This is a genomic window from Vulcaniibacterium tengchongense, from assembly GCF_003814555.1.
GTDB lineage: Bacteria > Pseudomonadota > Gammaproteobacteria > Xanthomonadales > Xanthomonadaceae > Vulcaniibacterium > Vulcaniibacterium tengchongense.
On the sequence record NZ_RKQN01000001.1, the window covers coordinates 1,283,451 to 1,304,327 of the forward strand.

18 protein-coding genes are annotated in these 20,877 nt (G+C 71.5%); 12 read left to right on the top strand and 6 right to left on the bottom strand.

Annotated elements, in window-relative coordinates:
* Window positions 1–32 precede the first annotated feature (32 nt).
* Window positions 33–3,602 (bottom strand): methylmalonyl-CoA mutase family protein, encoded by a 3,570-nt coding sequence (locus tag EDC50_RS05820; protein ID WP_123769476.1) that lies wholly within the window; start codon window positions 3,600–3,602, stop codon window positions 33–35.
* 482 nt (window positions 3,603–4,084) lie between these two features.
* Between EDC50_RS05820 and EDC50_RS05825 the strand changes: the two genes are divergently transcribed.
* From EDC50_RS05825 to EDC50_RS05835, 3 genes are all read left to right on the top strand, one after another.
* Entirely contained in the window at window positions 4,085–5,188 is a 1,104-nt protein-coding gene (locus tag EDC50_RS05825) for a Glu/Leu/Phe/Val dehydrogenase dimerization domain-containing protein (protein WP_123769477.1), read from the top strand.
* A gap of 95 nt (window positions 5,189–5,283) precedes the next feature.
* Window positions 5,284–6,000, top strand: a complete 717-nt coding sequence (locus tag EDC50_RS05830; RefSeq protein WP_123769478.1) for a carbonic anhydrase — start codon at window positions 5,284–5,286, stop codon at window positions 5,998–6,000.
* Between the two features lies 1 nt (window position 6,001).
* Window positions 6,002–7,159, top strand: coding sequence for an isovaleryl-CoA dehydrogenase (locus tag EDC50_RS05835; protein WP_123769479.1), 1,158 nt, complete (start codon window positions 6,002–6,004; stop codon window positions 7,157–7,159).
* A 363-nt stretch (window positions 7,160–7,522) separates the two neighbouring features.
* Here EDC50_RS05835 and EDC50_RS05840 read toward each other — a convergent pair whose 3' ends face one another.
* The gene (locus tag EDC50_RS05840; RefSeq protein ID WP_123769480.1) at window positions 7,523–10,405 is read right to left on the bottom strand and encodes an autotransporter serine protease; all 2,883 of its coding nucleotides are present in this window, start codon (window positions 10,403–10,405) and stop codon (window positions 7,523–7,525) included.
* A gap of 129 nt (window positions 10,406–10,534) precedes the next feature.
* Between EDC50_RS05840 and EDC50_RS05845 the strand changes: the two genes are divergently transcribed.
* The 8 genes from EDC50_RS05845 (at window position 10,535) to EDC50_RS05875 (ending at window position 16,882) form a co-directional block, all read left to right on the top strand.
* The gene (locus EDC50_RS05845) at window positions 10,535–11,125 is read left to right on the top strand and encodes a GNAT family N-acetyltransferase (protein ID WP_123769481.1); all 591 of its coding nucleotides are present in this window, start codon (window positions 10,535–10,537) and stop codon (window positions 11,123–11,125) included.
* Window positions 11,126–11,494: 369 nt separating this feature from the next.
* Entirely contained in the window at window positions 11,495–12,670 is a 1,176-nt protein-coding gene (locus EDC50_RS05850; protein WP_123769482.1) for a thiolase family protein, read from the top strand.
* A 131-nt stretch (window positions 12,671–12,801) separates the two neighbouring features.
* On the top strand, window positions 12,802–13,170 hold the full coding sequence (locus tag EDC50_RS05855; RefSeq protein ID WP_123769483.1) for a hypothetical protein: 369 nt from the start codon (window positions 12,802–12,804) through the stop codon (window positions 13,168–13,170).
* 188 nt (window positions 13,171–13,358) lie between these two features.
* A complete protein-coding gene (locus EDC50_RS05860) occupies window positions 13,359–13,739 on the top strand; it encodes a hypothetical protein (RefSeq protein ID WP_199742098.1) in 381 nt (126 codons plus the stop codon).
* Window positions 13,740–13,810: 71 nt separating this feature from the next.
* Window positions 13,811–13,975, top strand: coding sequence for a hypothetical protein (locus tag EDC50_RS16340; RefSeq protein WP_158635715.1), 165 nt, complete (start codon window positions 13,811–13,813; stop codon window positions 13,973–13,975).
* Window positions 13,976–14,004: 29 nt separating this feature from the next.
* On the top strand, window positions 14,005–15,615 hold the full coding sequence (locus EDC50_RS05865; RefSeq protein ID WP_123769484.1) for a carboxyl transferase domain-containing protein: 1,611 nt from the start codon (window positions 14,005–14,007) through the stop codon (window positions 15,613–15,615).
* Between the two features lie 317 nt (window positions 15,616–15,932).
* Window positions 15,933–16,511 (top strand): bactofilin family protein, encoded by a 579-nt coding sequence (locus EDC50_RS05870; RefSeq protein WP_123769485.1) that lies wholly within the window; start codon window positions 15,933–15,935, stop codon window positions 16,509–16,511.
* Window positions 16,508–16,882, top strand: a complete 375-nt coding sequence (locus EDC50_RS05875) for a hypothetical protein (protein ID WP_123769486.1) — start codon at window positions 16,508–16,510, stop codon at window positions 16,880–16,882. Before EDC50_RS05870 ends, EDC50_RS05875 begins: the two co-directional genes overlap by 4 nt.
* Before the next feature lie 306 nt (window positions 16,883–17,188).
* Here the strand turns inward: EDC50_RS05875 and EDC50_RS05880 are convergent, their stop codons facing one another.
* From EDC50_RS05880 to EDC50_RS05890, 3 genes are read right to left on the bottom strand one after another with little or no spacing between them, the layout of a single operon-like run.
* A complete protein-coding gene (locus EDC50_RS05880) occupies window positions 17,189–17,440 on the bottom strand; it encodes a DUF6587 family protein (RefSeq protein ID WP_123769487.1) in 252 nt (83 codons plus the stop codon).
* On the bottom strand, window positions 17,440–19,311 hold the full coding sequence (gene feoB, locus EDC50_RS05885) for a ferrous iron transport protein B (protein WP_123769488.1): 1,872 nt from the start codon (window positions 19,309–19,311) through the stop codon (window positions 17,440–17,442). The genes EDC50_RS05880 and feoB overlap by 1 nt, the downstream gene beginning before the upstream one ends.
* The gene (locus EDC50_RS05890) at window positions 19,308–19,559 is read right to left on the bottom strand and encodes a FeoA family protein (RefSeq protein ID WP_123769489.1); all 252 of its coding nucleotides are present in this window, start codon (window positions 19,557–19,559) and stop codon (window positions 19,308–19,310) included. Before EDC50_RS05890 ends, feoB begins: the two co-directional genes overlap by 4 nt.
* Before the next feature lie 156 nt (window positions 19,560–19,715).
* On the opposite strand from EDC50_RS05890, the gene EDC50_RS05895 reads away from it, so the two are divergent.
* Window positions 19,716–20,513: an enoyl-CoA hydratase/isomerase family protein gene (locus EDC50_RS05895; protein WP_123769490.1), complete on the top strand. Its 798-nt coding sequence runs from the start codon at window positions 19,716–19,718 to the stop codon at window positions 20,511–20,513.
* Here the strand turns inward: EDC50_RS05895 and EDC50_RS05900 are convergent.
* Window positions 20,510–20,854: a hypothetical protein gene (locus EDC50_RS05900; protein ID WP_123769491.1), complete on the bottom strand. Its 345-nt coding sequence runs from the start codon at window positions 20,852–20,854 to the stop codon at window positions 20,510–20,512. The genes EDC50_RS05895 and EDC50_RS05900 overlap by 4 nt on opposite strands.
* Window positions 20,855–20,877: the final 23 nt, after the last annotated feature.

Sequence of the window (20,877 nt, forward strand, 5' to 3'; positions counted from 1 at the left end):
GCCCCCCCCTTGGCTAGGCTTGCCTTAGCCAATCACATGTTGCGTCGGTATTCCCCGCCTACATCGTATAGGGCATGACTAATCTGCCCCAACGAATGCGTCTTCACCGCCTCCATCAAACTCGCAAACACATTCCGCCGCTCCCGCGCCGTAGCCTGTAGCGGCTTCAGCCCCTCGGCCGCATAGCCATTGCGGTTGCGCTGATACGCCTGCACGTTCTCGATCTGCTGGCCCTTCTCCTCTTCCGTGGAGCGGATCAGCTCGATCTCGGTGACGATGTCGCCGGCGTGCTCCTTCGGCAGGAAGGTGTTGACGCCGATCAGCGGCAGGCTGCCGTCGTGCTTCTTGTGCTCGTAGTACAGGCTCTCTTCCTGGATCTTGCCGCGCTGGTACATGGTGTCCATGGCGCCGAGCACGCCGCCGCGCTCGCTGATGGCCTCGAACTCCTTGTAGACGGCTTCCTCGACGATGTCGGTGAGCTTGTCGACGATGAAGCTGCCCTGCCAGGGGTTCTCGTTGAAGTTCAGCCCCAGCTCCTTGTTGATGATCATCTGGATGGCCACGGCGCGGCGCACGCTTTCCTCGGTCGGCGTGGTGATGGCCTCGTCGTAGGCGTTGGTATGCAGGCTGTTGCAATTGTCGAACAGCGCGTACAGGGCCTGCAGCGTGGTGCGGATGTCGTTGAACTGGATCTCCTGCGCGTGCAGGGAGCGGCCGCTGGTCTGGATGTGGTACTTCATCATCTGGCTGCGCGGGCTCGCGCCGTAGCGCTCGCGCATGGCGCGGGCCCAGATGCGGCGGGCGACGCGGCCGATGACGGTGTACTCCGGGTCCATGCCGTTTGAGAAGAAGAACGACAGGTTGGGCGCGAAGTCGTCGATCTTCATCCCGCGCGCCAGGTAGTACTCGACGATGGTGAAGCCGTTGCTCAGGGTGAAGGCGAGCTGGCTGATCGGGTTCGCGCCGGCCTCGGCGATGTGGTAGCCGGAGATCGACACCGAGTAGAAGTTGCGGACGTTGCGCTCGACGAAGTACTGCTGGATGTCGCCCATCATGCGCAGGGCGAACTCGGTGCTGAAGATGCAGGTGTTCTGCGCCTGGTCCTCCTTGAGGATGTCGGCCTGCACGGTGCCGCGCACCACCTTCAGGGTCTCGGCCTTGATCTTCTCGTACACCTCCGGCTCGACCACCTGGTCGCCGGTGACGCCGAGCAGGCCGAGGCCCAGGCCATCGTTGCCGTCGGGCAGCATGCCGCTGTACTCGGGGCGCTTCCTGCCCTCGAACATCGCCTCGATCTTCGCGTGCGCCGCGTCCCAGCGCGACTGCTCGGCGCGCAGGTACTTCTCCACCTGCTGGTCGATGGCGGTGTTCATGAACATCGCCAGGATGATCGGCGCCGGGCCATTGATGGTCATCGACACGCTGGTGGTGGGCGCGCACAGGTCGAAGCCGGAGTACAGCTTCTTCATGTCGTCCAGGGTGGCGATGTTGACCCCGGAGTTGCCGATCTTGCCGTAGATGTCCGGGCGCTCGGCCGGGTCCTCGCCGTACAGGGTGACGCTGTCGAAGGCGGTGGACAGGCGCGCGGCCGGCTGGCCCATCGACAGGTAGTGGAAGCGGCGGTTGGTGCGCTCGGGCGTGCCCTCGCCGGCGAACATGCGGATCGGGTCTTCGCCGGTGCGGCGGTACGGGTAGACGCCGCCGGTGTACGGGTAGTAGCCCGGCAGGTTCTCCTTCTGCAGGAAGGTCAGCAACTCGCCCCAGCTCTTGTACGGCGGCGGGGCGATCTTCGGGATCTTCTGGTGGCTGAGCGATTCGCGGTAGTTCTCGACGCGGATGGTCTTGTCGCGGACCTGGTACTCGTTGACCTCGTCGGTGACCGACTTCAGGCGCGCGGGCCAGTCGCGCAGCAGCTTCAGCGCCTCGGCGCTGAGCGACTGGACGGCGTCGTTGTAGCGCTGGCGCAGGGTCAGCAGGCTGCGGTCGGCCGCAAAAACGCCCTCGCCCGCGCCTTCGGCGCGACCGCTCCCGTTCGCGGGAGAGGCGCTTGCCCCCTCTCCCGCCTGCGCGAGAGGTTCGGGGCGAGGGAGGAGGGATTCGTTGGAGTAAAGATCCAAGGCCTGCGGCAGCGCCGGGTCGCCCAGGTCGCGCAGCGACTGCCAGTAGCTCTGCGCGCGGTCGGCGATCTCGGCCTCGGTCTCGATGCGCTTGTTGATCGCGCGGCCCTGCTCGGCGATTTCGGCCAGGTAGCGGGCGCGGTTGCCGGGGATGAGGACGGTGGCGCGCGGCTCCTTCAGCGTGGTGTCGATCTGCGGCTTGAAGTCGCAGCGCGGCGCGCCCTCGCCCTGCGCGTCCAGCGGCAGCTTCTCGCGCAGCAGGCGGCACAGGTTGACGAACATCCAGCTGATGCCGGGGTCGTTGAACTGGCTGGCGATGGTCGGGTAGACCGGGATGTCCTCGTCCTTGGCGCCGAACGCGGTGCGGTTGCGCTTCCACTGCTTGCGCACGTCGCGCAGCGCGTCCTCGGCGCCGCGCTTGTCGAACTTGTTCAGCACCACCAGTTCGGCGAAGTCGAGCATGTCGATCTTCTCCAGCTGGCTGGGCGCGCCGAAGTCGCTGGTCATCACGTACATCGGGAAGTCGACCAGGTCGACGATCTCCGAGTCGGACTGGCCGATGCCGGCGGTCTCGACGATGACGAGGTCGTAGCCCAGCGACTTGAGGAAGCCGATGCAGTCCTTCAGCACCACGTTGGTGGCCGCGTGCTGGCGACGGGTGGCCATCGAGCGCATGAACACGCGCCTGGAGCGCAGCGAGTTCATGCGGATGCGGTCGCCCAGCAGCGCGCCGCCGGTGCGGCGGCGGGTCGGGTCCACCGAGATCACGGCGATGCGCATCTGCGGGAACGACGCGAGGAAGCGGTTGAGCAGCTCGTCCGTCACCGAGGACTTGCCGGCGCCGCCGGTGCCGGTGATGCCGACGACCGGGGTGCGGCCGGCGGCCAGCTGCCATTGCTTGCGCAGGTGGGCGAGCGCGGCCTCGTCGAGGTCGCCGTCCTCGATTGCCGAGAGGGTGCGGCCGATGGCGATCTCGTCCTCCAGCGCGGGCCGCGCCGGGGGCTGGGCGGCGTCGCCGCCGCGCCCGGCGCGGGCCTGCTCGGCGCGGCGCACCACGTCCTCGATCATCGCCACCAGGCCCATGTGCATGCCGTCGTTGGGGTGGTAGATGCGCTCGACGCCGTAGGCCTGCAGTTCGCGGATCTCCTCCGGCGTGATGGTGCCGCCGCCGCCGCCGAACACGCGGATGTGCGACGCGCCGCGCTCGCGCAGCATGTCGACCATGTACTTGAAGTACTCGACGTGGCCGCCCTGGTAGCTGGACAGGGCGATGGCGTCGGCGTCCTCCTGCAGCGCGGCGCGCACCACGTCCTCGACCGAGCGGTTGTGGCCGAGGTGGATCACTTCCGCGCCCTGCGCCTGGATCAGCCGGCGCATGATGTTGATCGCGGCGTCGTGGCCGTCGAACAGGCTGGCGGCGGTGACGAAGCGCAGCGGCGTGGCGTCGGCCTGGGTTTCGGGGAGGCGGCTTGCGGGCGTGCTCATGCGTCGCTCAATACGGAAACGTTCGATTCCGCATTGTACCCCGCGCCCCGCGGCGGCCTCTTGACGCGACGCGGCAATCCGCGCGGCGCGCCGCCTCGCCCGTTCCCGTTCAGAGGCAAGTTCGAGAGCGCACCTCGCCGATGGCCCTCTCCGGGGGCACGGCCGAGCAAGCCGCCTTCGCGGGAAGGGCGGCGCGCGCAGCGAGGCCGCATTCGCGAGCGTCGTTTCCGGGCGGCGAACGGAGCTGGCGCGGGCACGAAGCGATGCGCCCCGGCGAGCGGGCGTGGCCGCGGCTTCCCGGCCCGCGCCGGGCCCGGGGGCCGTACCGGTGCCTGCCGCGCAATTGCTTTAGACTGTCGCCCCTGCGCCGGCAGCCCCCATGTGCCGCGCAGAGGCGAATCTTTTTCGGTTCAACGACTTATCCAACAAAGTTGGCGCATAGCGCGACGCGCGACTCGATCGCCGCCAACGCGGAGCACCCGATGATTTTCGAAACCCTGGACACCTACGGCCACGAGCAGGTCGTGTTCTGCCACAACAAGGACGCGGGCCTGAAGGCCATCATCGCGATCCACAACACCGTGCTCGGCCCGGCCCTGGGCGGTACGCGCATGTGGCCGTACAAGACCGAGCAGGACGCGCTGAACGACGTGCTCCGCCTGTCGCGCGGCATGACCTACAAGAACGCCGTGGCCGGGCTGAACATCGGCGGCGGCAAGGCGGTGATCATCGGCGACCCGGCCACGGACAAGTCCGAGGCGCTGTTCCGCGCGTTCGGCCAGTTCGTCGAGTCGCTGGGCGGCCGCTACATCACCGCCGAGGACGTCGGCATCGACGTCAACGATATGGAATACGTGTACCGCGAGACCGAGTACGTGACCGGCGTGCACCAGGTCCACGGAGGGTCGGGCGACCCGTCGCCGTTCACCGCCTACGGCACCCTGCAGGGCCTGATGGCGACGCTGAACAAGCGCTTCGGCGACGAGGAAGTGGGCAAGTACTCCTACGCCGTGCAGGGCCTGGGCCACGTCGGCATGGAGTTCGTGAAGCTGCTCAAGGAGCGCGGCGCGAAGATCTTCGTCACCGACATCAACAAGGCGCTGGTCGACAAGGCGGTGTCCGAGTACGGCGCCGAGGCGGTGGGCCTGGACGAGATCTACGACGTGCCGGCCGACGTGTACTCGCCGTGCGCGCTGGGCGGCACCGTCAACGAGAACACCCTGCCGCGCCTGAAGGCCAAGGTGATCTGCGGCGCCGCGAACAACCAGCTGGCCAACAACGCCATCGGCGACGAGGTCGCCAAGCGCGGCATCCTGTACGCGCCGGACTACGCGGTGAACGCCGGCGGCGTGATGAACGTGGCGCTGGAGCTGGACGGCTACAACCGCGAGCGCGCGATGCGCATGATGCGCACGATCTACCACAACCTGGCGCGCATCTTCGAGATCGCCGAGCGCGACGGCATCCCGACCTACAAGGCCGCCGACCGCCTGGCCGAGGAGCGCATCACCGCGATCGGCAAGCTCAAGCTGCCGATGGGCCGCAGCGCGCCGCGCTTCCAGGGCCGCATCCGCGGCGGGCATTGAACCGGGACGGGGCGCGCGAGCCTGTTCCCGCCTCGCCCGAGCCGTGCGGCCCGCGGGCCGCACGGCCGCCCTCCCCCACCGAGAGAAAGCTCCGTATGCGCACCACCGCTATCGCCGCCTTCCTGGCACTGACGCTCGGCGCCTCCGCCCACGCCAGCGAAGGCAAGCTCGATTACGACCACCAGGAGCGCTGGCAGGGGGCGCTGGACCACGCCCAGTCGCCCATCGACATCGTCACCGCGCAGGCCGAGCAGGCCCGCGCCGACGAGCCGCTCGGCCTGCAGCTGTGGCACACGCTGGCGCCGATCGACAAGGCCGAAGACAACGGCCACGCGGTGCAGATCGACACCCACGCCACCGAGGCGATGATCCGCGGCCGCCATTTCTCCCTCACCCAGTTCCACTTCCACGCCGAGAGCGAGCACACCCTGGACGGCAAGCACTATCCGCTCGAGGGCCACTTCGTGTTCAAGGCCCAGGACGGGCGCCTGGCGGTGATCGGCGTGATGTACCAGGTCGGCGCGGCCAACCCGGCCGTGCAGGCGGTGATCGACGACCTGGACGCGAAGGACGGGCGGCTGCCGCAACCCAGCGTCGACGTCGCCGACCTGATGCCCGAGCGCCTGGAGTACTACCACTACCTCGGTTCGTTGACGACGCCGCCGCTGACCGAGAACGTGGAATGGTACGTGCTGCCCAACCCGGTGACGATGTCGAAGGCGCAGATGGACGCGTTGCTGCAACACTACCGGCGCAACAACCGCAACGTCCAGCCGCTCAACGGGCGTCCCGTACTGCATTACCGCGGCTGACATGCGCGCCTTCCCGCTGAACGAGGAGATCGACGCGCTGCGCGACGCGGTGCGCCGCTTCGCCGAGGCCGAGATCGCGCCGCGCGCGGCGCAGATCGACCACGACAACGCCTTCCCGCAGGACCTGTGGCCCAAGCTCGGCGAGATGGGCCTGCTCGGCCTGACCGTGCCGGACGAATACGGCGGCAGCGGCATGGGCTATCTGGCGCACCTGGTGGCGATGGAGGAGATCTCGCGCGCGTCCGGCTCGGTGGGGCTGAGCTACGGCGCGCACTCGAACCTGTGCGTCAGCAACCTCTACGCCAACGGCAGCCAGGCGCAGCGCGCGAAGTACCTGCCGAAGCTGTGCAGCGGCGAATGGAAGGGCGCGCTGGCGATGAGCGAGCCGGGCGCGGGCAGCGACGTGGTCGGCTCGATGAGCTGCCGCGCCGAGCTGCGCGGCGACGTCTGGGTCGCCAACGGCAACAAGATGTGGATCACCAACGGCCCCGAGGCCGACGTGCTGATCGTGTACATGCGCACGGCCGGCAAGGACGCAGGCAGCGCCTGCATCACCGCCTTCATCGTCGAGCGCGGGATGAAGGGCTTCTCCACCGCGCAGAAGCTGGACAAGCTGGGCATGCGCGGCAGCAACACCTGCGAGCTGGTGTTCGAGAACTGCGAGATCCCGCGGGAGAACGTGCTCGGCCAAGCCAACCAGGGCGTGAAGGTGCTGATGAGCGGGCTGAACACCGAGCGCCTGGTGCTCAGCGGCGGCCCGATCGGGCTGATGCAGGCGGCGTTCGACGTCGCCCTGCCCTACGTGCGCGAGCGCCGCCAGTTCGACGCGCCGATCGGCACCTTCGGCCTGATGCAGGGCAAGATCGCCGACATGTACGCGGCGCTGCAGTCCTCGCGCGCGTTCGCGTACCAGGTGGCGCGCGACTACGACGCCGGGCACCGCTCGCGCATCGACGCGGCGGCCTGCCTGCTGCATGCGTCCGAGGCGGCGGTGCAGGTGGCGCTGGAGGCGATCCAGGCGCTCGGCGGCAACGGCTACATCAACGAGTACCCGACCGGGCGCATCCTGCGCGACGCCAAGCTCTACGCGATCGGCGCCGGCACCAACGAGATCCGGCGGATGCTGATCGGGCGGGAGCTGTTCGAAGGGCGCGACTGAGGCCGCCGCGGCGTTGCTGCCTGCGGGGATCAGGCCGCCACCGGCGTTGGCCGCATTCGCCCTCGCGCGCCCCCGCTCCCGGCGCTGCATTCAACGACGGCGTGAAGTCGCGGGATCCCCGCTGTCGCGGGAATGGGGGTCCGGCGTGACCGCGGCGCGGCTTGGCCCCATCGGAAAAACCGAATCCCTGCTTTTGCGGGGATGACGGTTTGTTTCCTGGATGACGGTTCGGCGGGGCCATGGCCGCCGCGCGGCCTGCCCGGTCGAAAAGGGATCCCCGCTATCGCGGGATCACGGGCGATTGCCCGGACGGGTCGTCCGGGCTTTCCTCGGAGCCCCGGCGCCCTCGGCCCCCGGCAACGCTCAGAACCCCAGCGACCAGTACGCCATCGCGCGGCCGTAGCTGCGGCCGAACTCGCGGCGGCCGTCGAGATCGAAGCCGAGCTGGTGATCGCCGAAGCGGGCGTTCAGGCCGAGGCCGAGCACGCCGACGTTCTCGTCCAGGCCGGCGCCGCGGATCGGCGACCACACCTCCAGCGCGGTGAAGCGCGCATCGAGATCGGTGCCGGACTGCGCCAGCAGGCGCTGCCATTCGGCGCGGCCTTGCAGCGACCACAGCACCGCGCCCGCGCTCCAGTCGTAGGCGACGCGCGCGCCGAGCAGGGCCTGGCTCGCCTGCAGGCGCGAATCGGCCGCGCTCAGGCCGAAGCCGAGGCCGCCCTGCTCGTCGAAGCCGTCGCGTTCCAGGCGCAGCGTCTGCACGCCGAGGTACGGCGTCGCCCGCCCGCCGGCGAAGCGCAGCGGCAAGCCGGCCTGCAGGCCGGCGACCGCGTAATCGTCGGCGTAATCGCTGCCGACGTAGAACGCGGCGTCGCCGAGCAGCAGTTCGCGCCGGGTCCAGCGCTGCATCCGGCCGAAGGCGAGGTTGCCGAGCAGGTAGCCGCGGCCGAGGTCCCACGCGGCGTACAGCTGGCCCTCGACCTGGCGGTTGCGCTCGCGGTCGCCGCGCAGGTCGTGCCAGGCGTAGGCGTCGGTGCGCGCGAGCGCGGTGCCGACGGTGAGGTGCTCGCCGTAGCGCACGTCCTGGCCGAGCATCCAGCCGTCGGCGTCCATGTCGTAGCCGGACGAAGCGCGCTGCGTGCGCAGCTCGTCCGCCCAGGCGCCGCCGGCGCGCGGCGCGGCCTGCAGTTCGTCGACCCGCGCCTCGAGCGCGCGGCGGTTGCCTTCGATCGCCATCATCGCCATCGCCGCGTCCGCCGTGTGCAGCTCGCCCGACAGGCTGGCCAGCGTGCGCTCGGCCGCGGCCGCGTCGGGCGCGCGCTGGATCGCGCCGGCGGCGGCGAGGAAGCCGCCGTCTACCGGGGTGGCCTGGCCGTCGCGCTGGCTGCGGTCGATCGCGGAGAACGCATCCTCGACGCGCTCGGCGCCGGAGACGGAGGCGGTGCTCAGGCCCATCGACCGGGCCGTCGCGGCGACGTCCAGGCGGGCGATGTCGAGCCAGGCGACGGTCGCGTCGTAGCCGAGCGTGGCGTCGAGGAACACGCCCGGCGAGGTGGTCAGCCGGCCGAAGGTGCCGGTCAGCCCGGCCGTGGCGGACAGCACGGTTTCCCGCGACTGCCAGGTGTAGCCCGAGCGCACCCCCATCACCAGCAGGTCGCCGCCTTCGAGCCGCGCGGTGCCCGTGACGGTCAGCGGGCTGCCGATCGTGTAGCCGAGTACGCCGGTACCGGCCTGGCGATACGCGCCCTGGATCTGCGGATTGGCCCCCTGCAGGATCAGGCGCCCGGCGTTGTCGATGCCGCCGGACGCGTTCGCGCCCAGCTGCAATTCGCCCTGCGGGGCGATGGTGGCGCGGCCGCCGAGCTGGTTGACCTTCAGCACGCCGCCGTCGACGGCGGTTTCCCCTTGGTACAGCGCCGCGTTGGCCAGCACCAGCGTGCCGGTGCCGCCCTTGCGGAGGCCGCCCGGGCCGCTGAGTTCGTTGGCGAAGGTGACCGTCGCGTCGTCGAAGCTGACGTCGAACGTGCCGAAGTCGAGCCGCCCCGGCCCGCGCACCGCCTTGCCGACGTCGAGCAGGCCGTTGCCGAAGACCGCGTCGATGCCGGCCGCGCCCAGGTCGGCGGCCGTGCCCAGCAGGGTCTGGCGCACGTTGTCGTTGGTGAAGAACGGAAACGCCTGCCACACCAGCGCCGCCGCGCCGGACACCTGCGGCGCGGCCAGCGAGGTGCCCTTCCAGTTCCAGTAGGTCGGGCTGGTCGGCGCGTCGTCGGTGCCAGTGGTCACGACCGTGCCCGGCGCCGCGAGGCAGTAGCGCATCGCCACGCCGCAGGCGTTGGCGTAGACGCGGCCGTCGCTGCCGCGGTCCAGCTGGTTCGGGTTGTCCGGATCGACCGCCGTCACCGCCAGCCAGCCGCGTTCCAGGTCCGCCCCCGGCATCGAGCCGTTGGGCCCGGGCTGGCTCGGCAGCGCGGCCATGCTCGACGGATCCGGCCGGCCCTCGTTGCCGGTGGCGAACACCACCAGGCCGCCGTTGCCGATGATGAAGGGCCGGTACTCGTCGGCGATCGGCGCGGTGGCGTTGAGGTTGGTCCAGTACAGGCCGCCCCAGGAATTGTTCATGACCTTCACGCCGCGCGCGATCAGGTCCTGGTGGACCGGCTTCAGGCCGATCGCGCCGTCGACTTCGTTGCCCTGCCCCGAGCCGTCGTCCGGCGGCGGGTTGTCCGAGACGATCCGCGCCGAGACGATCTGCGCGCCCGGCGCGATGCCGCCGGGCCAGCTGCCGAACGCGGTGCCGGCCATGATCTGCGACACCGCGGTGCCGTGGCCGTCCTTGTCGTCGACGCTGAGGTCGTTGCCGCGGCCGACGTACACCAGGTTCTCCACCACCCGCGGCGACAGCGCCGGATGCTTGCGGTTGACGCCGGTGTCGACGACGCCGATGCGCACGCCCGCGCCGTTGAACCCGGCGGCGTGCGCGGCGGCGGTGTTGGTGACCGCCAGGTGCTTGCTGTAGGCCGGATTCGGCGGGTTCACCACCGGCGAGGGCGTGGTCGGCGCGGGCGCCTGCGGCGGCGGGTCGGGGCGGAGGTTGGGGCCGCCGTCGCCGCCTCCCCCGCCGCCGCACGCCGTCAGGCCGGCCAGCGCGGCCGCCAGGATCGAGCGCTTGAGAAGCGGGCCGCCGGCCGGGTGCGGGCCGCGCGGGAACGGGCCGCGCGCGGCGGCGGAACATCCTTTCTTGTGCATGTCGTCCTCTCCGGCGCCGCCCCGCTCCCCAGCGGACCCGCGACGCGATCTCTCCGCGACGTTTTTAATCGAAGCCTGCGCGCGCCACAATCGCGGGCGTGTCAATTCGCCGATCCGTTCCGATTCCCGATGGCCCGGGCCACCGAAACCGAGCTGACCGTCCGTGCCCTGGCGCGCGGCGACTGGCCGCGGCTGGAGGCGCTGTTCGGCCGTAACGGCGCCTGCGGCGGTTGCTGGTGCATGTGGTGGCGGCTGCCGAACGGCGGCAAGGCCTGGGCCGCGGCCAAGGGCGAGCCGAACCGGGCGGCGTTCCGCGCTCTGGTCGAATCAGGCGCCGCTTCGGGCGTGCTCGCGTTCGCCGGCGCGGAGCCGGTGGGCTGGTGCGCGATCGGCCCCCGCAGCGACTTCCCGCGCCTGGAACGCAGCAAGGCCCTGGCGCGCGGGTGGAGTACCGGCACCTGGTCGCTCAACTGCCTGTACGTGCCGGCACGCTGGCGCGGCCGCGGCGTGGCCCGGGCGCTGGTCGGCGCAGCGGTCGCGTACGCGCGCGAATGCGGCGCGGCCGAGATCGAGGCCTATCCGCAGGCGGTACGGCCCGGCGAACGCCAGCCCGGCGCGTTCGTCTGGACCGGCGTACCGAGCCTGTTCGAAGCTTGCGGCTTCGAACCGCTACGGCCGGTGCCGCGCGGGCGCGGGCTGTACCTGTTGCGGTTGCGGTAGCGGAGGCGGCCACCTCGCGCCTGCCGCTTGCCGGGTGTTGGGGTCCGTTCGAGCCCACGACGCCCGCCAGGCGCAGACACGAGGCGGATCGCCCTTGCCATGCTCGCACGCCAACGGTGCGGGCGATGCGCTTGGCCCGCGTGCGCCCGGCTTGCGCCATCGCTTGGAAACGTTCTCGCCCCGTTCCATGGCGAGTGCGGGCGCGAGCCGGCGCGATGCGAGGATGCCGGCATGCACGCGGCGTTCACGCCGCCCCCGCAGGCGGTCGCGCGAACGCATCCGCGCAGCGGTTTGCCGCGCCGCAGCACCGCGCCGCATAATCCGGCCATTCCCCGGCCGCCGCCGGTCCCGCATCCGCTGGAGCATGCCATGAGCGACGTCGTCATCGTCGGTGCCAAGCGCACCGCCATCGGTTCCTTCCTCGGCCAGTTCACCGGCGTGCCGACGCCGGTGCTGGGCACCGCCGCGATCGCCGGCGCCCTGAACCATGCCGGCGTCGCGCCCGACCAGGTCGGCGAGGTGATCATGGGCTGCGTGCTGCCGGCCGGCCTCGGCCAGGCGCCGGCGCGGCAGGCGTCGCTCGGCGCCGGCATCCCCGACGCGGTCGGCTGCACCACGATCAACAAGGTCTGCGGCTCGGGCATGAAGGCGATCATGTTCGGCCACGATCTGATCCAGGCCGGCTCGGCCGCGGTCGTCGTCGCCGGCGGCATGGAGTCGATGACCAACGCGCCGCACCTGCTCAACAACTCGCGCACCGGCGTGCGCTACGGCAGCGCCGAGATGCTCGACCACATGGCCTGGGACGGCCTGACCAACCCCTACGACGGCAAGGCGATGGGCGTGTTCGGCGACGCCACCTGCGTGCGCTACGGCTTCGATCGCGAGGCGCTGGACGCATTCGCGGTGGAGAGCGTCAAGCGCGCGCAGGCGGCCAGCACCGGCGGCGCGTTCAAGGACGAGATCGTTCCGGTCACGGTCAAGGGCCGCAAGGGCGAGACCGTGGTCGACGCCGACGAGGAGCCGGGCAAGATCGACCCGGCCAAGATCCCGTCGCTGCGCCCGGCCTTCGGCCAGGACGGCGTGCTGACCGCGGCGCACTCGTCGAAGATCTCCGACGGCGCCGCGGCCACCGTGCTGATGTCGGCCGAGGAGGCGGCGCGGCGCGGCCTGGCGCCGCTGGCGCGGATCGTCGCCCACGCCGGCCACGCGCAGGCGCCGGAGTGGTTCACCACGGCGCCGGTGAAAGCGATTTCCGCGGTGCTGCAGAAGGCCGGCTGGAGCGTGGACCAGGTCGACCTGTTCGAGGTCAACGAGGCCTTCGCCTGCGTGGCGATGGCGCCGATGAAGGACCTCGGCATCCCGCACGAGAAGCTCAACGTCCACGGCGGAGCCTGCGCCCTCGGCCACCCGATCGGCGCCAGCGGCGCCCGCCTCGTGGTGACCCTGCTGCACGCCCTGCGCGCCCGTGGCGGCAAGCGCGGCGTCGCCTCGCTGTGCATCGGCGGCGGCGAGGCCACCGCGGTCGCCGTCGAGTTGCTATGAAAGCGTTAAGAGGAACGGAAACGTAATCGGACGAAAAAACCGGCCACGAACGCTTGACACGGTTCACCGGCTTGTCATCATGTTATCGACGCGCAATTGCGCGTTGCCAAACTAACGACGAGGAAATCGACATGACCTTCAACAAGGCGCTGATCGCCCTGGCTCTGGGCTTCGCCCTGGCCGCTTGCTCGAACCAGCAGCAGGCCGAAGACGCCGCTGCCGACGCCAACGCCGCTTCGACCGAGGCGCAGGCTGCTGCCGACCAGGCCGCCGCCGCTGGTGACGCCGCTACCGCCGACGCCGCCCAGGCTGCTGCCGACACCGCCGCCCAGGCTGCCGACGCCGCCGCTGCTTCGGCCGACGCCGCTGCCGCCGCCGGCACCACCGGTGCTGCCGACGCCGCTGCCGACGCCGCCTCGCAGGCCGCCGACGCTGCCGACCAGGCGGCTGCCGGCGCCGAGCAGGCTGCCGACGCGACCAAGGAAGAAGAGAAGAAGTAATCTCTCTTCCCGTCGACCAGTAGAATGGAAGGGCCGCCGGTTTCCGGCGGCCTTTTCCTTTTGCAGTTTCCACACGAGACCGATACGAGACTAGGCAGCAAGGCATGGCGTGCGGCGCCGACCCCGTCCGCTTCGCCCGCCATGCGGACCCGTTTCACCGAACTTCGAACCCACCTGTGGAGACAACGATGAACGCCAAGCTCTACGTGCTCCTGGCCGCAGCCGCCCTGGCCCTGTCGGCCTGCAAGAACGAGACCCCGACCGCGCAGAACGAAGCCGCCGAGGCCGCCAACGCCGCCGAACAGGCGGGCGATGCGGCGCAGCAGGCCGCCGAAGCCGCCAGCCAGGCCGCGGCCCAGGGCGTCGACGCGGCCGCAGCCGCGGCCGGCGAAGCCGCCTCCGAAATGAAGGACGCGACCCAGCACGCCGCCGACTCCGCGCAGCAGGCGGCCAACGAGGCGGCCGCAGGCGCGGCCAGCGCCACCGCCGACGCCGCCCAGGCGACGTCGAACACGGCGCAGGACGTGGCCGAGAAGGCCGACGCCGCGGCCGAGGAAGCGAAGAAATAATCGCCTGCGCGGCGTCCGACGAAGGCCCGCCGACGCGGGCCTTCGTTTTTTGCGCCGCCGGGAGACGCGCGATGGCGGCACCGCGCGGCCCACCGCCCTGCCCTTGGCGCGCCTCCGGCGCCTCGACCGACCACGGCCACGAGACCGCGCTGACCGCGGACCTGTCGGACGCCGAGGCGCGGAGGCTGTTCGAGAAGATCCTGCGCGTGGCCGCGCATGCGTCTTTTGTGGTTTGATGCCGCCCTGCTTCGCATCCGAGGCAACGATGCCCGTACTCACGACCCACATCGATCCGCGCGCGCAGGAATTCCAGGACAACGCCGCCTACCACCGCGCCTTGGTCGAGGAGCTCGATGCGCGCCTCGCCCGCGCCGCCGCAGGCGGCGGCGACAAGGCCCGGGCCAGGCACACCGAGCGCGGCAAGCTGCTGGCGCGCGAGCGCATCGCCGCCCTGCTCGACCCGGGCTCGCCGTTCCTGGAGATCGCCCCGCTGGCCGCCGAGGGCATGTACGACGACCAGGCGCCGGCCGCCGGCATCGTCTGCGGCATCGGCCGGGTGATGGAGCAGGAAGTCGTCATCGTCGCCAACGACGCCACCGTCAAGGGCGGCACCTATTTCCCGATGACGGTGAAGAAGCACCTGCGCGCGCAGGAGATCGCGCGCGAGAACCGGCTGCCCTGCATCTACCTGGTCGATTCCGGCGGCGCCTTCCTGCCGCTGCAGGACGAGGTGTTCCCGGACAAGGAGCACTTCGGCCGCATCTTCTACAACCAGGCGCGGATGAGCGCGGAGAACATCCCGCAGATCGCCGTGGTCATGGGCTCGTGCACCGCCGGCGGCGCCTACGTGCCGGCGATGTGCGACGAGAGCGTCATCGTCAAGGAACAGGGCACGATCTTCCTCGGCGGACCGCCGCTGGTGAAGGCCGCCACCGGCGAGGTGGTCGACGCCGAGGCGCTGGGCGGGGCCGACGTGCACACCAGCGTGTCGGGCGTGGCCGACCATTTCGCCGAGGACGACCGCCACGCGCTGGAGATCGCCCGCGACATCGTCGGCTCGCTCAACCGGCGCAAGAGCGTGCCGGTCGCGGTGCAGCCGGTGCGCGAGCCGCTGTACCCGGCCGAGGAGCTCTACGGCATCGTGCCGAAGGACACCCGCCGCCCGTTCGACGTGTGCGAGGTGATCGCGCGCATCGTCGACGGCAGCGAGCTGCAGGAATTCAAGGCGCGCTACGGCAAGACCCTGGTGACCGGCTTCGCCCACCTGCACGGCTACCCGGTCGGCATCGTCGCCAACAACGGCATCCTGTTCTCCGAGAGCGCGCTCAAGGGCGCGCACTTCATCGAGCTGTGCAACCAGCGCGGCATCCCGCTGGTGTTCCTGCAGAACATCACCGGCTTCATGGTCGGCAGGAAGTACGAGAACGCCGGCATCGCCAAGGACGGCGCGAAGATGGTCACCGCGGTGGCCTGCTCGCACGTGCCCAAGTTCACCGTGGTGATCGGCGGCAGCTTCGGCGCCGGCAACTACGCGATGTGCGGCCGCGCCTACGGCGCGCGCTTCCTGTGGATGTGGCCGAACGCGCGCATCAGCGTGATGGGCGGCGAGCAGGCGGCCAGCGTGCTGGCCACGGTCAAGCGCGACGGCCTCGAAGCGGCCGGCCAGGCCTGGTCGGCGGAGGAAGAGGAGGCGTTCAAGGCGCCGATCCGCGAGCAGTACGAGACCCAGGGCAATCCCTATTACGCCACCGCGCGGCTGTGGGACGACGGCATCATCGATCCGGCCGATACGCGGCGCGTGCTCGGCCTGGCGATTTCCGCCAGCCTCAACGCCCCGCTCGAGGCGCAGCCGCGCTTCGGCGTGTTCCGGATGTAACGGCGCGCGCTCGCCCCCGCACGGGCGGCCATGCGGCGCCTGCGCCACCGCCTGCAGGCGGTGGCTGCCCACCGGCTTGTGCCGCTGCCGCTCGCAGACCATGCACTCGTCCTCGGCTTCGTGGGCGATGGTCTCGATGGCCTCAGCGCGTTGGCCCGCGCTTGCTTCCGACTCGCGTACCCGGATTCAGGCAGGTGATCCGCAGATGAACGCCGGCGCGGCCGGGCGGGTACGGTGAGACCGGTCACACCGGTGCCCGGCATCGCCGCGTAGCCTCGGACGGATTCAGGCTTGTCCATCCCCCGCGAGGTAACGCCATGGCGATCTTCAACAACCCCTCCGCCCCGCCCAAGCGCGACCCGGCGCCGCAACCGGAGAGCGCGCTGAAGAAGGAGCCCGATCCCCGCGAGATCGTCTTCGGCGCGCCGACGGCGGCGCCGGCCTACGCGCCGAACCCGACGCCTCCGGCCGCGCCGGCACCCGCCCCGTCGCCGGCGCCGCGCCCGGCCGAGCGCGAAGGCAAGGAATCGCTGATCGCCGCCGACCTGTCGATCGAGGGCAAGATCCAGGGTTCCGGGCACATCCGCATCGCCGGCCGGTTCAAGGGCGACGTGCAGGTGGACGGCGACCTGACCGTGGAAGTCGGCGCCAAGCTCGACGGCGGCGTGCGCGCGCGCAAGGTGGTGGTCGCGGGCGAGCTGGAGGGCAACATCGAGGGAGCGCAGCGGGTCGAGCTGCTGGAAAGCGGCGCGATCGTCGGCGACGTCAAGGCCGGCACGGTCACCGTCGCGCCCGGCGCGCGCATGCGCGGCCAGGTCGAGTTCGGCTGGGACGAGAAGGACCTGCGCAAGGGCCACGGCAAGGCCGAGGCTGCGGAGGCCGGCGCCGCGTCATGAGCGCAGCGCCTCGCCCGGGCACGCCCGGCGCCACGCGGACCTGTCCGCACTGCAAGACCACGATCCTGGAAAGCGCCAGCGTCTGCCCCGCGTGCCGGCACCACCTGCGCTTCGACCCGGATGCGGCGCAGTCCGCGCGCATGCGCTCGGTGCCGTTGCGCGTGGAAGGCACGATCCGGCCGCCGTCCGGCGAGGCCGCGCTGGAGTATTCGGTGGTGCTGACGATCCGCAACGCCGAGGGCGCGGAGATCGACCGCCAGGTCGTCGGCGTCGGCGCGCTGTTTCCGGGCGAGGAGCGCAGCTTCACCCTGGCGGTGGAGGCGACCGAGGCCAACGGGTATCGCCCGGCCCGCGGGCGTGGGCGGCACTAGCGGGCGCCTCGTCCGGGAAGTCGCGCACGCGTCGCCGAACGAGGGAGCGCTCGTCCGCCTCGCGACGGTGCCCGCGGCCGTGGCGCTGGTGCGCCTTGCGGTCCTGGGCACGGCGAACGCGCCTTCGGATGCGGGAAGCGCGAGTGCCGGCGCGGCGGCTGCGTGTCCGCCTGCGCCTGCGAAGGCAGCCTTCCCTGAAGTCCGCGGCCGCCGGCAGGCGGGCATTCCGGCCAGGCGGCGTACCGACGCGAGCCGCGGAGGCATCCGCGGCCGAGGCACGCCGCGGATCGGACGCCGGGCGGACGGCTACCGCCGCGGCGGCGTCGGCTCGCAGGCGCTGCAGCCGCCGCAGCCGTCGGCGCCGGCGCGCGCCGGCGGGGCGATGGCGCGGCCGAGGCCCACGAGCCAGCGCGGCCGCCCTTCTCGGACCAGCGGCGCGGCGAGCGCGATGCGCAGCCGGCGCACCGCGTTCGGGAATTGCCGCTTGGCCACGTAGGCCGCGCTGAGCAGCACCGCCAGCGCCACCGCCACGTACTGCGCGAGCAGGCCCGCGTCCATCAGCCCGCCCCCAGCGCGGCCGCGACCTGGTAGGTGACCAGCGCGGCCAGGTAAGCCAGCGCGAACAGGTAGCCGGTGGCGATCGCGACCTGCTTCCACGAGTTGGTCTCGCGCTTGATCGTCGCCAGCGTGGAGATGCACTGCGGCGCGTAGATGTACCAGACCAGCAGCGCCAGCGCGGTGGCCAGCGACCAGCCCTCGCCGATGATCGGCCCGAGCGCCTGCGCCGCGGCCTCGTCGTCCGCCGCGGACAGCGCGTACACCGTGGCCAGCGACGACACCGCCACCTCGCGCGCGGCCATGCCCGGGATCAGCGCGATGCAGATCTGCCAGTTGAAGCCCAGCGGGGCGAACACCGCGGTCATCGCATGGCCGATGCGGCCGGCGAAGCTGTAGTCGATCGCGGGCCCCGTCGCGCCGGGCGGCGGCGCCGGGAACGAGAGCAGGAACCACAGCAGGATGGTCAGCGCCAGGATGATGCCGCCGACGCGCTTGAGGAAGATCATCCCCCGCTCCCACAGGCCGATCAGCAGGTCGCGCGGATGCGGCAGGCGGTACGAGGGCAGCTCGAGCAGCAGCGCGTGCTCGCTCTTGTCGCGGCGCCAGCGCTTCATCACCCAGGCCACCAGCAACGCGCTGACGATGCCGGCCATGTACAGCGCGAACAGCACCAGCCCCTGCAGGTTGAACCAGCCGACCTCGCGCGCCGGGATGAACGCGCCGATCAGCAGCGCGTACACCGGCAGGCGCGCCGAGCAGGTCATCAGCGGCGCCACCAGGATGGTCGCGAGGCGGTCGCGCGGGTCCTGGATCGTGCGCGTGGCCATGATGCCGGGCACCGCGCAGGCGAAGCTCGACAGCAGCGGAATGAACGAGCGCCCGGACAGGCCGGCTTGGTACATCAGCCGGTCGAGCAGGAACGCCGCGCGCGGCAGGTAGCCGGACTCCTCCAGGGCGAGGATGAAGGCGAACAGGATCAGGATCTGCGGCAGGAACACCACCACGCTGCCCAGGCCGGTGATCACGCCGTCGGCGAGCAGGCTGGCCAGAGGGCCCTCCGGCATGCCGCCGCGCACCGCTTCGGCCAGCGCGCCGGTGCCGGCGTCGATCGCGTCCATGATCGGCGTCGCCCAGGCGTACACCGCCTGGAAGATCAGGAACATCACCGCCGCCAGGATCAGCAGGCCGAACAGCGGATGCAGCAGCCAGCGGTCCAGCGCGTCGTCGATCTCGGCGGTGCGGCGCGGCATCGTCACCGCTACGGCCAGCAGGCGGCGGGTCTCGGCGTGCAGCGCCTCGGGATCGTGCGCGAGCGCGGGCGGCAGGTGCACGCGCGGCTCGTGCAGGCGGTCGGCGACGCGGTCGAGCATCGCCACCAGCTCGCGCGCGCCGCCGCGCCTGACCGCGACCGTCGGCACCACCGGCACGCCGAGCTCGCGCTCGAGCGCGGCCAGGTCGACCTGGATGCCGCGGCGCCGCGCCGCGTCCATCATGTTGACCGCGACCACCATCGGACGGCCGAGCTCGCGCACCTCCAGCGCGAAGCGCAGGTGCAGGCGCAGGTTGGTCGCGTCGACCACGCACACCAGTACGTCCGGCGCGGGCTCGCCGGGATAGAAGCCGCGGCACAGGTCGCGGGTGACGGCCTCGTCGAGGCTGGCCGCCTGCAGGCTGTAGGCGCCGGGCAGGTCGAGCACCGCGTAGCCGCGGCCCGACGGCGCGACCAGGCGCCCTTCCTTGCGTTCGACGGTGACGCCGGCGTAGTTGGCGACCTTCTGCCGGCTGCCCGTGAGCTGGTTGAACAGCGCGGTCTTGCCGCAGTTCGGGTTGCCGACCAGGGCGACCCGCAGCGGCGCGGCGGCGGCGCTCATGCGGCCCTCTCGGTGTCCGGCCGCACCCGCACCCGCGCGGCCTCGCTGCGGCGCAGCGCGAAGCGGGTGAAGCCGATCTGCACCAGCAGCGGCTCGGCGGCGATCGGTCCGGCCGCCATCACCTCCACCCGTTCGCCGCTGACGAAGCCGAGTTCGCGCAGGCGGCGCGCGATCGCGTCGTTCGGCGCCTGGTCTTCGACCGCTTGCACGATCGCGGCGGTGCGGCGGGGCAGTTCGGACAGCTTCAAGGGCTCACCTCGGAAACCGGGGTCCGGATCGGGCGCCGCGGCGCATCGAGCACGTCCCGGCCTCTCCAAATGGGAATCGTTCTCGATTCTAGCACCGCAGGCGGCGCGCGGGGGCCGCCGCTATGATTCGCCACAGTCCGTAAGCCCGAAAGGACGATGACCCATCCGCTGCTGATCCTGCACGAAGGCCCGGTCGCCCGCGTGCGCCTGAACCGCCCCGAGCTGCACAACGCCTTCGACGCCGTGCTGATCGCCGCGCTGACCGGCGCGCTGCAGGCGGCCGCGCGCGACGGCGCGGTGCGCGCCGTGGTCCTGGAAGGCGAAGGGCCGTCGTTCTCCGCCGGCGCCGACCTCCACTGGATGCGCGGCATGGCCGCCGCCGACGAGGCCGAGAACCGCGAGGACGCGCTCGCCCTCGCCCGGCTGATGCGCACGCTCGACGAACTGCCCAAGCCGACCATCGCCCGCGTGCACGGCGCCGCGTTCGGCGGCGGCGTCGGCCTGGTGGCCTGCTGCGACATCGCCGTCGCCGCGGACGGCACCAAGTTCGGCCTCACCGAGAGCCGCCTCGGGCTGCTGCCGGCGGTGATCTCGCCGTACGTGGTCGAGGCGATCGGCGCGCGCCAGGCGCGGCGTTGGTTCGCCACCGGCGAAACCTTCGACGCCGCGACGGCGCTGCGGCTCGGCCTGGTGCACGAGGCGGTGCCGGCGGAAGCGCTGGACGCGGCGGTGCAGCGCCAGATCGACCTGTTGCTGAAGGCCGGCCCGCACGCCGCGGCCGCGGCCAAGGCGCTGGTGCGGCGGGTGGCGGCCGGCCCGGACCGCGACCGGCTCGATGCCGACAACGCCGCGCTGATCGCGCAGTTGCGCGTCTCGCCCGAGGGCCAGGAAGGCCTGTCCGCCTTCCTCGGCAAGCGCCCGCCGAGCTGGATCGACGCCCAGCAGAAGCGCTAGCCGCGGATCACGAACACGGACGGAGCGATGCTCGGCGCTTCGGCGAGGTCCACAACGAGCCCGGCGCCGGAGTTCCGGAACCCGGGTACGGGAAGGCGCAGCGCCTGGCGCTGATGGTTGGGCGGTGCGCGAGCCTTCTCCCCGCCCCGGCCCATGTTCGTGGCCTGGTCGTCGGCGGCTTCCGTGCGGGCCTGGTGGCCGGCGATGCGGTGACCGGGGCGCCGAAGGCCCGCGCCGCACCGCTTCCGGCCCATGCCGCCCGACCGCCGGATCACCTGAAAGCGAGCGGCATGCCCCCGGGCGGCTTCCCGATTTGCTCCCAAGCCTCCGTTCAGGCGCATGATCCACACTCCCCCTCCGGGCT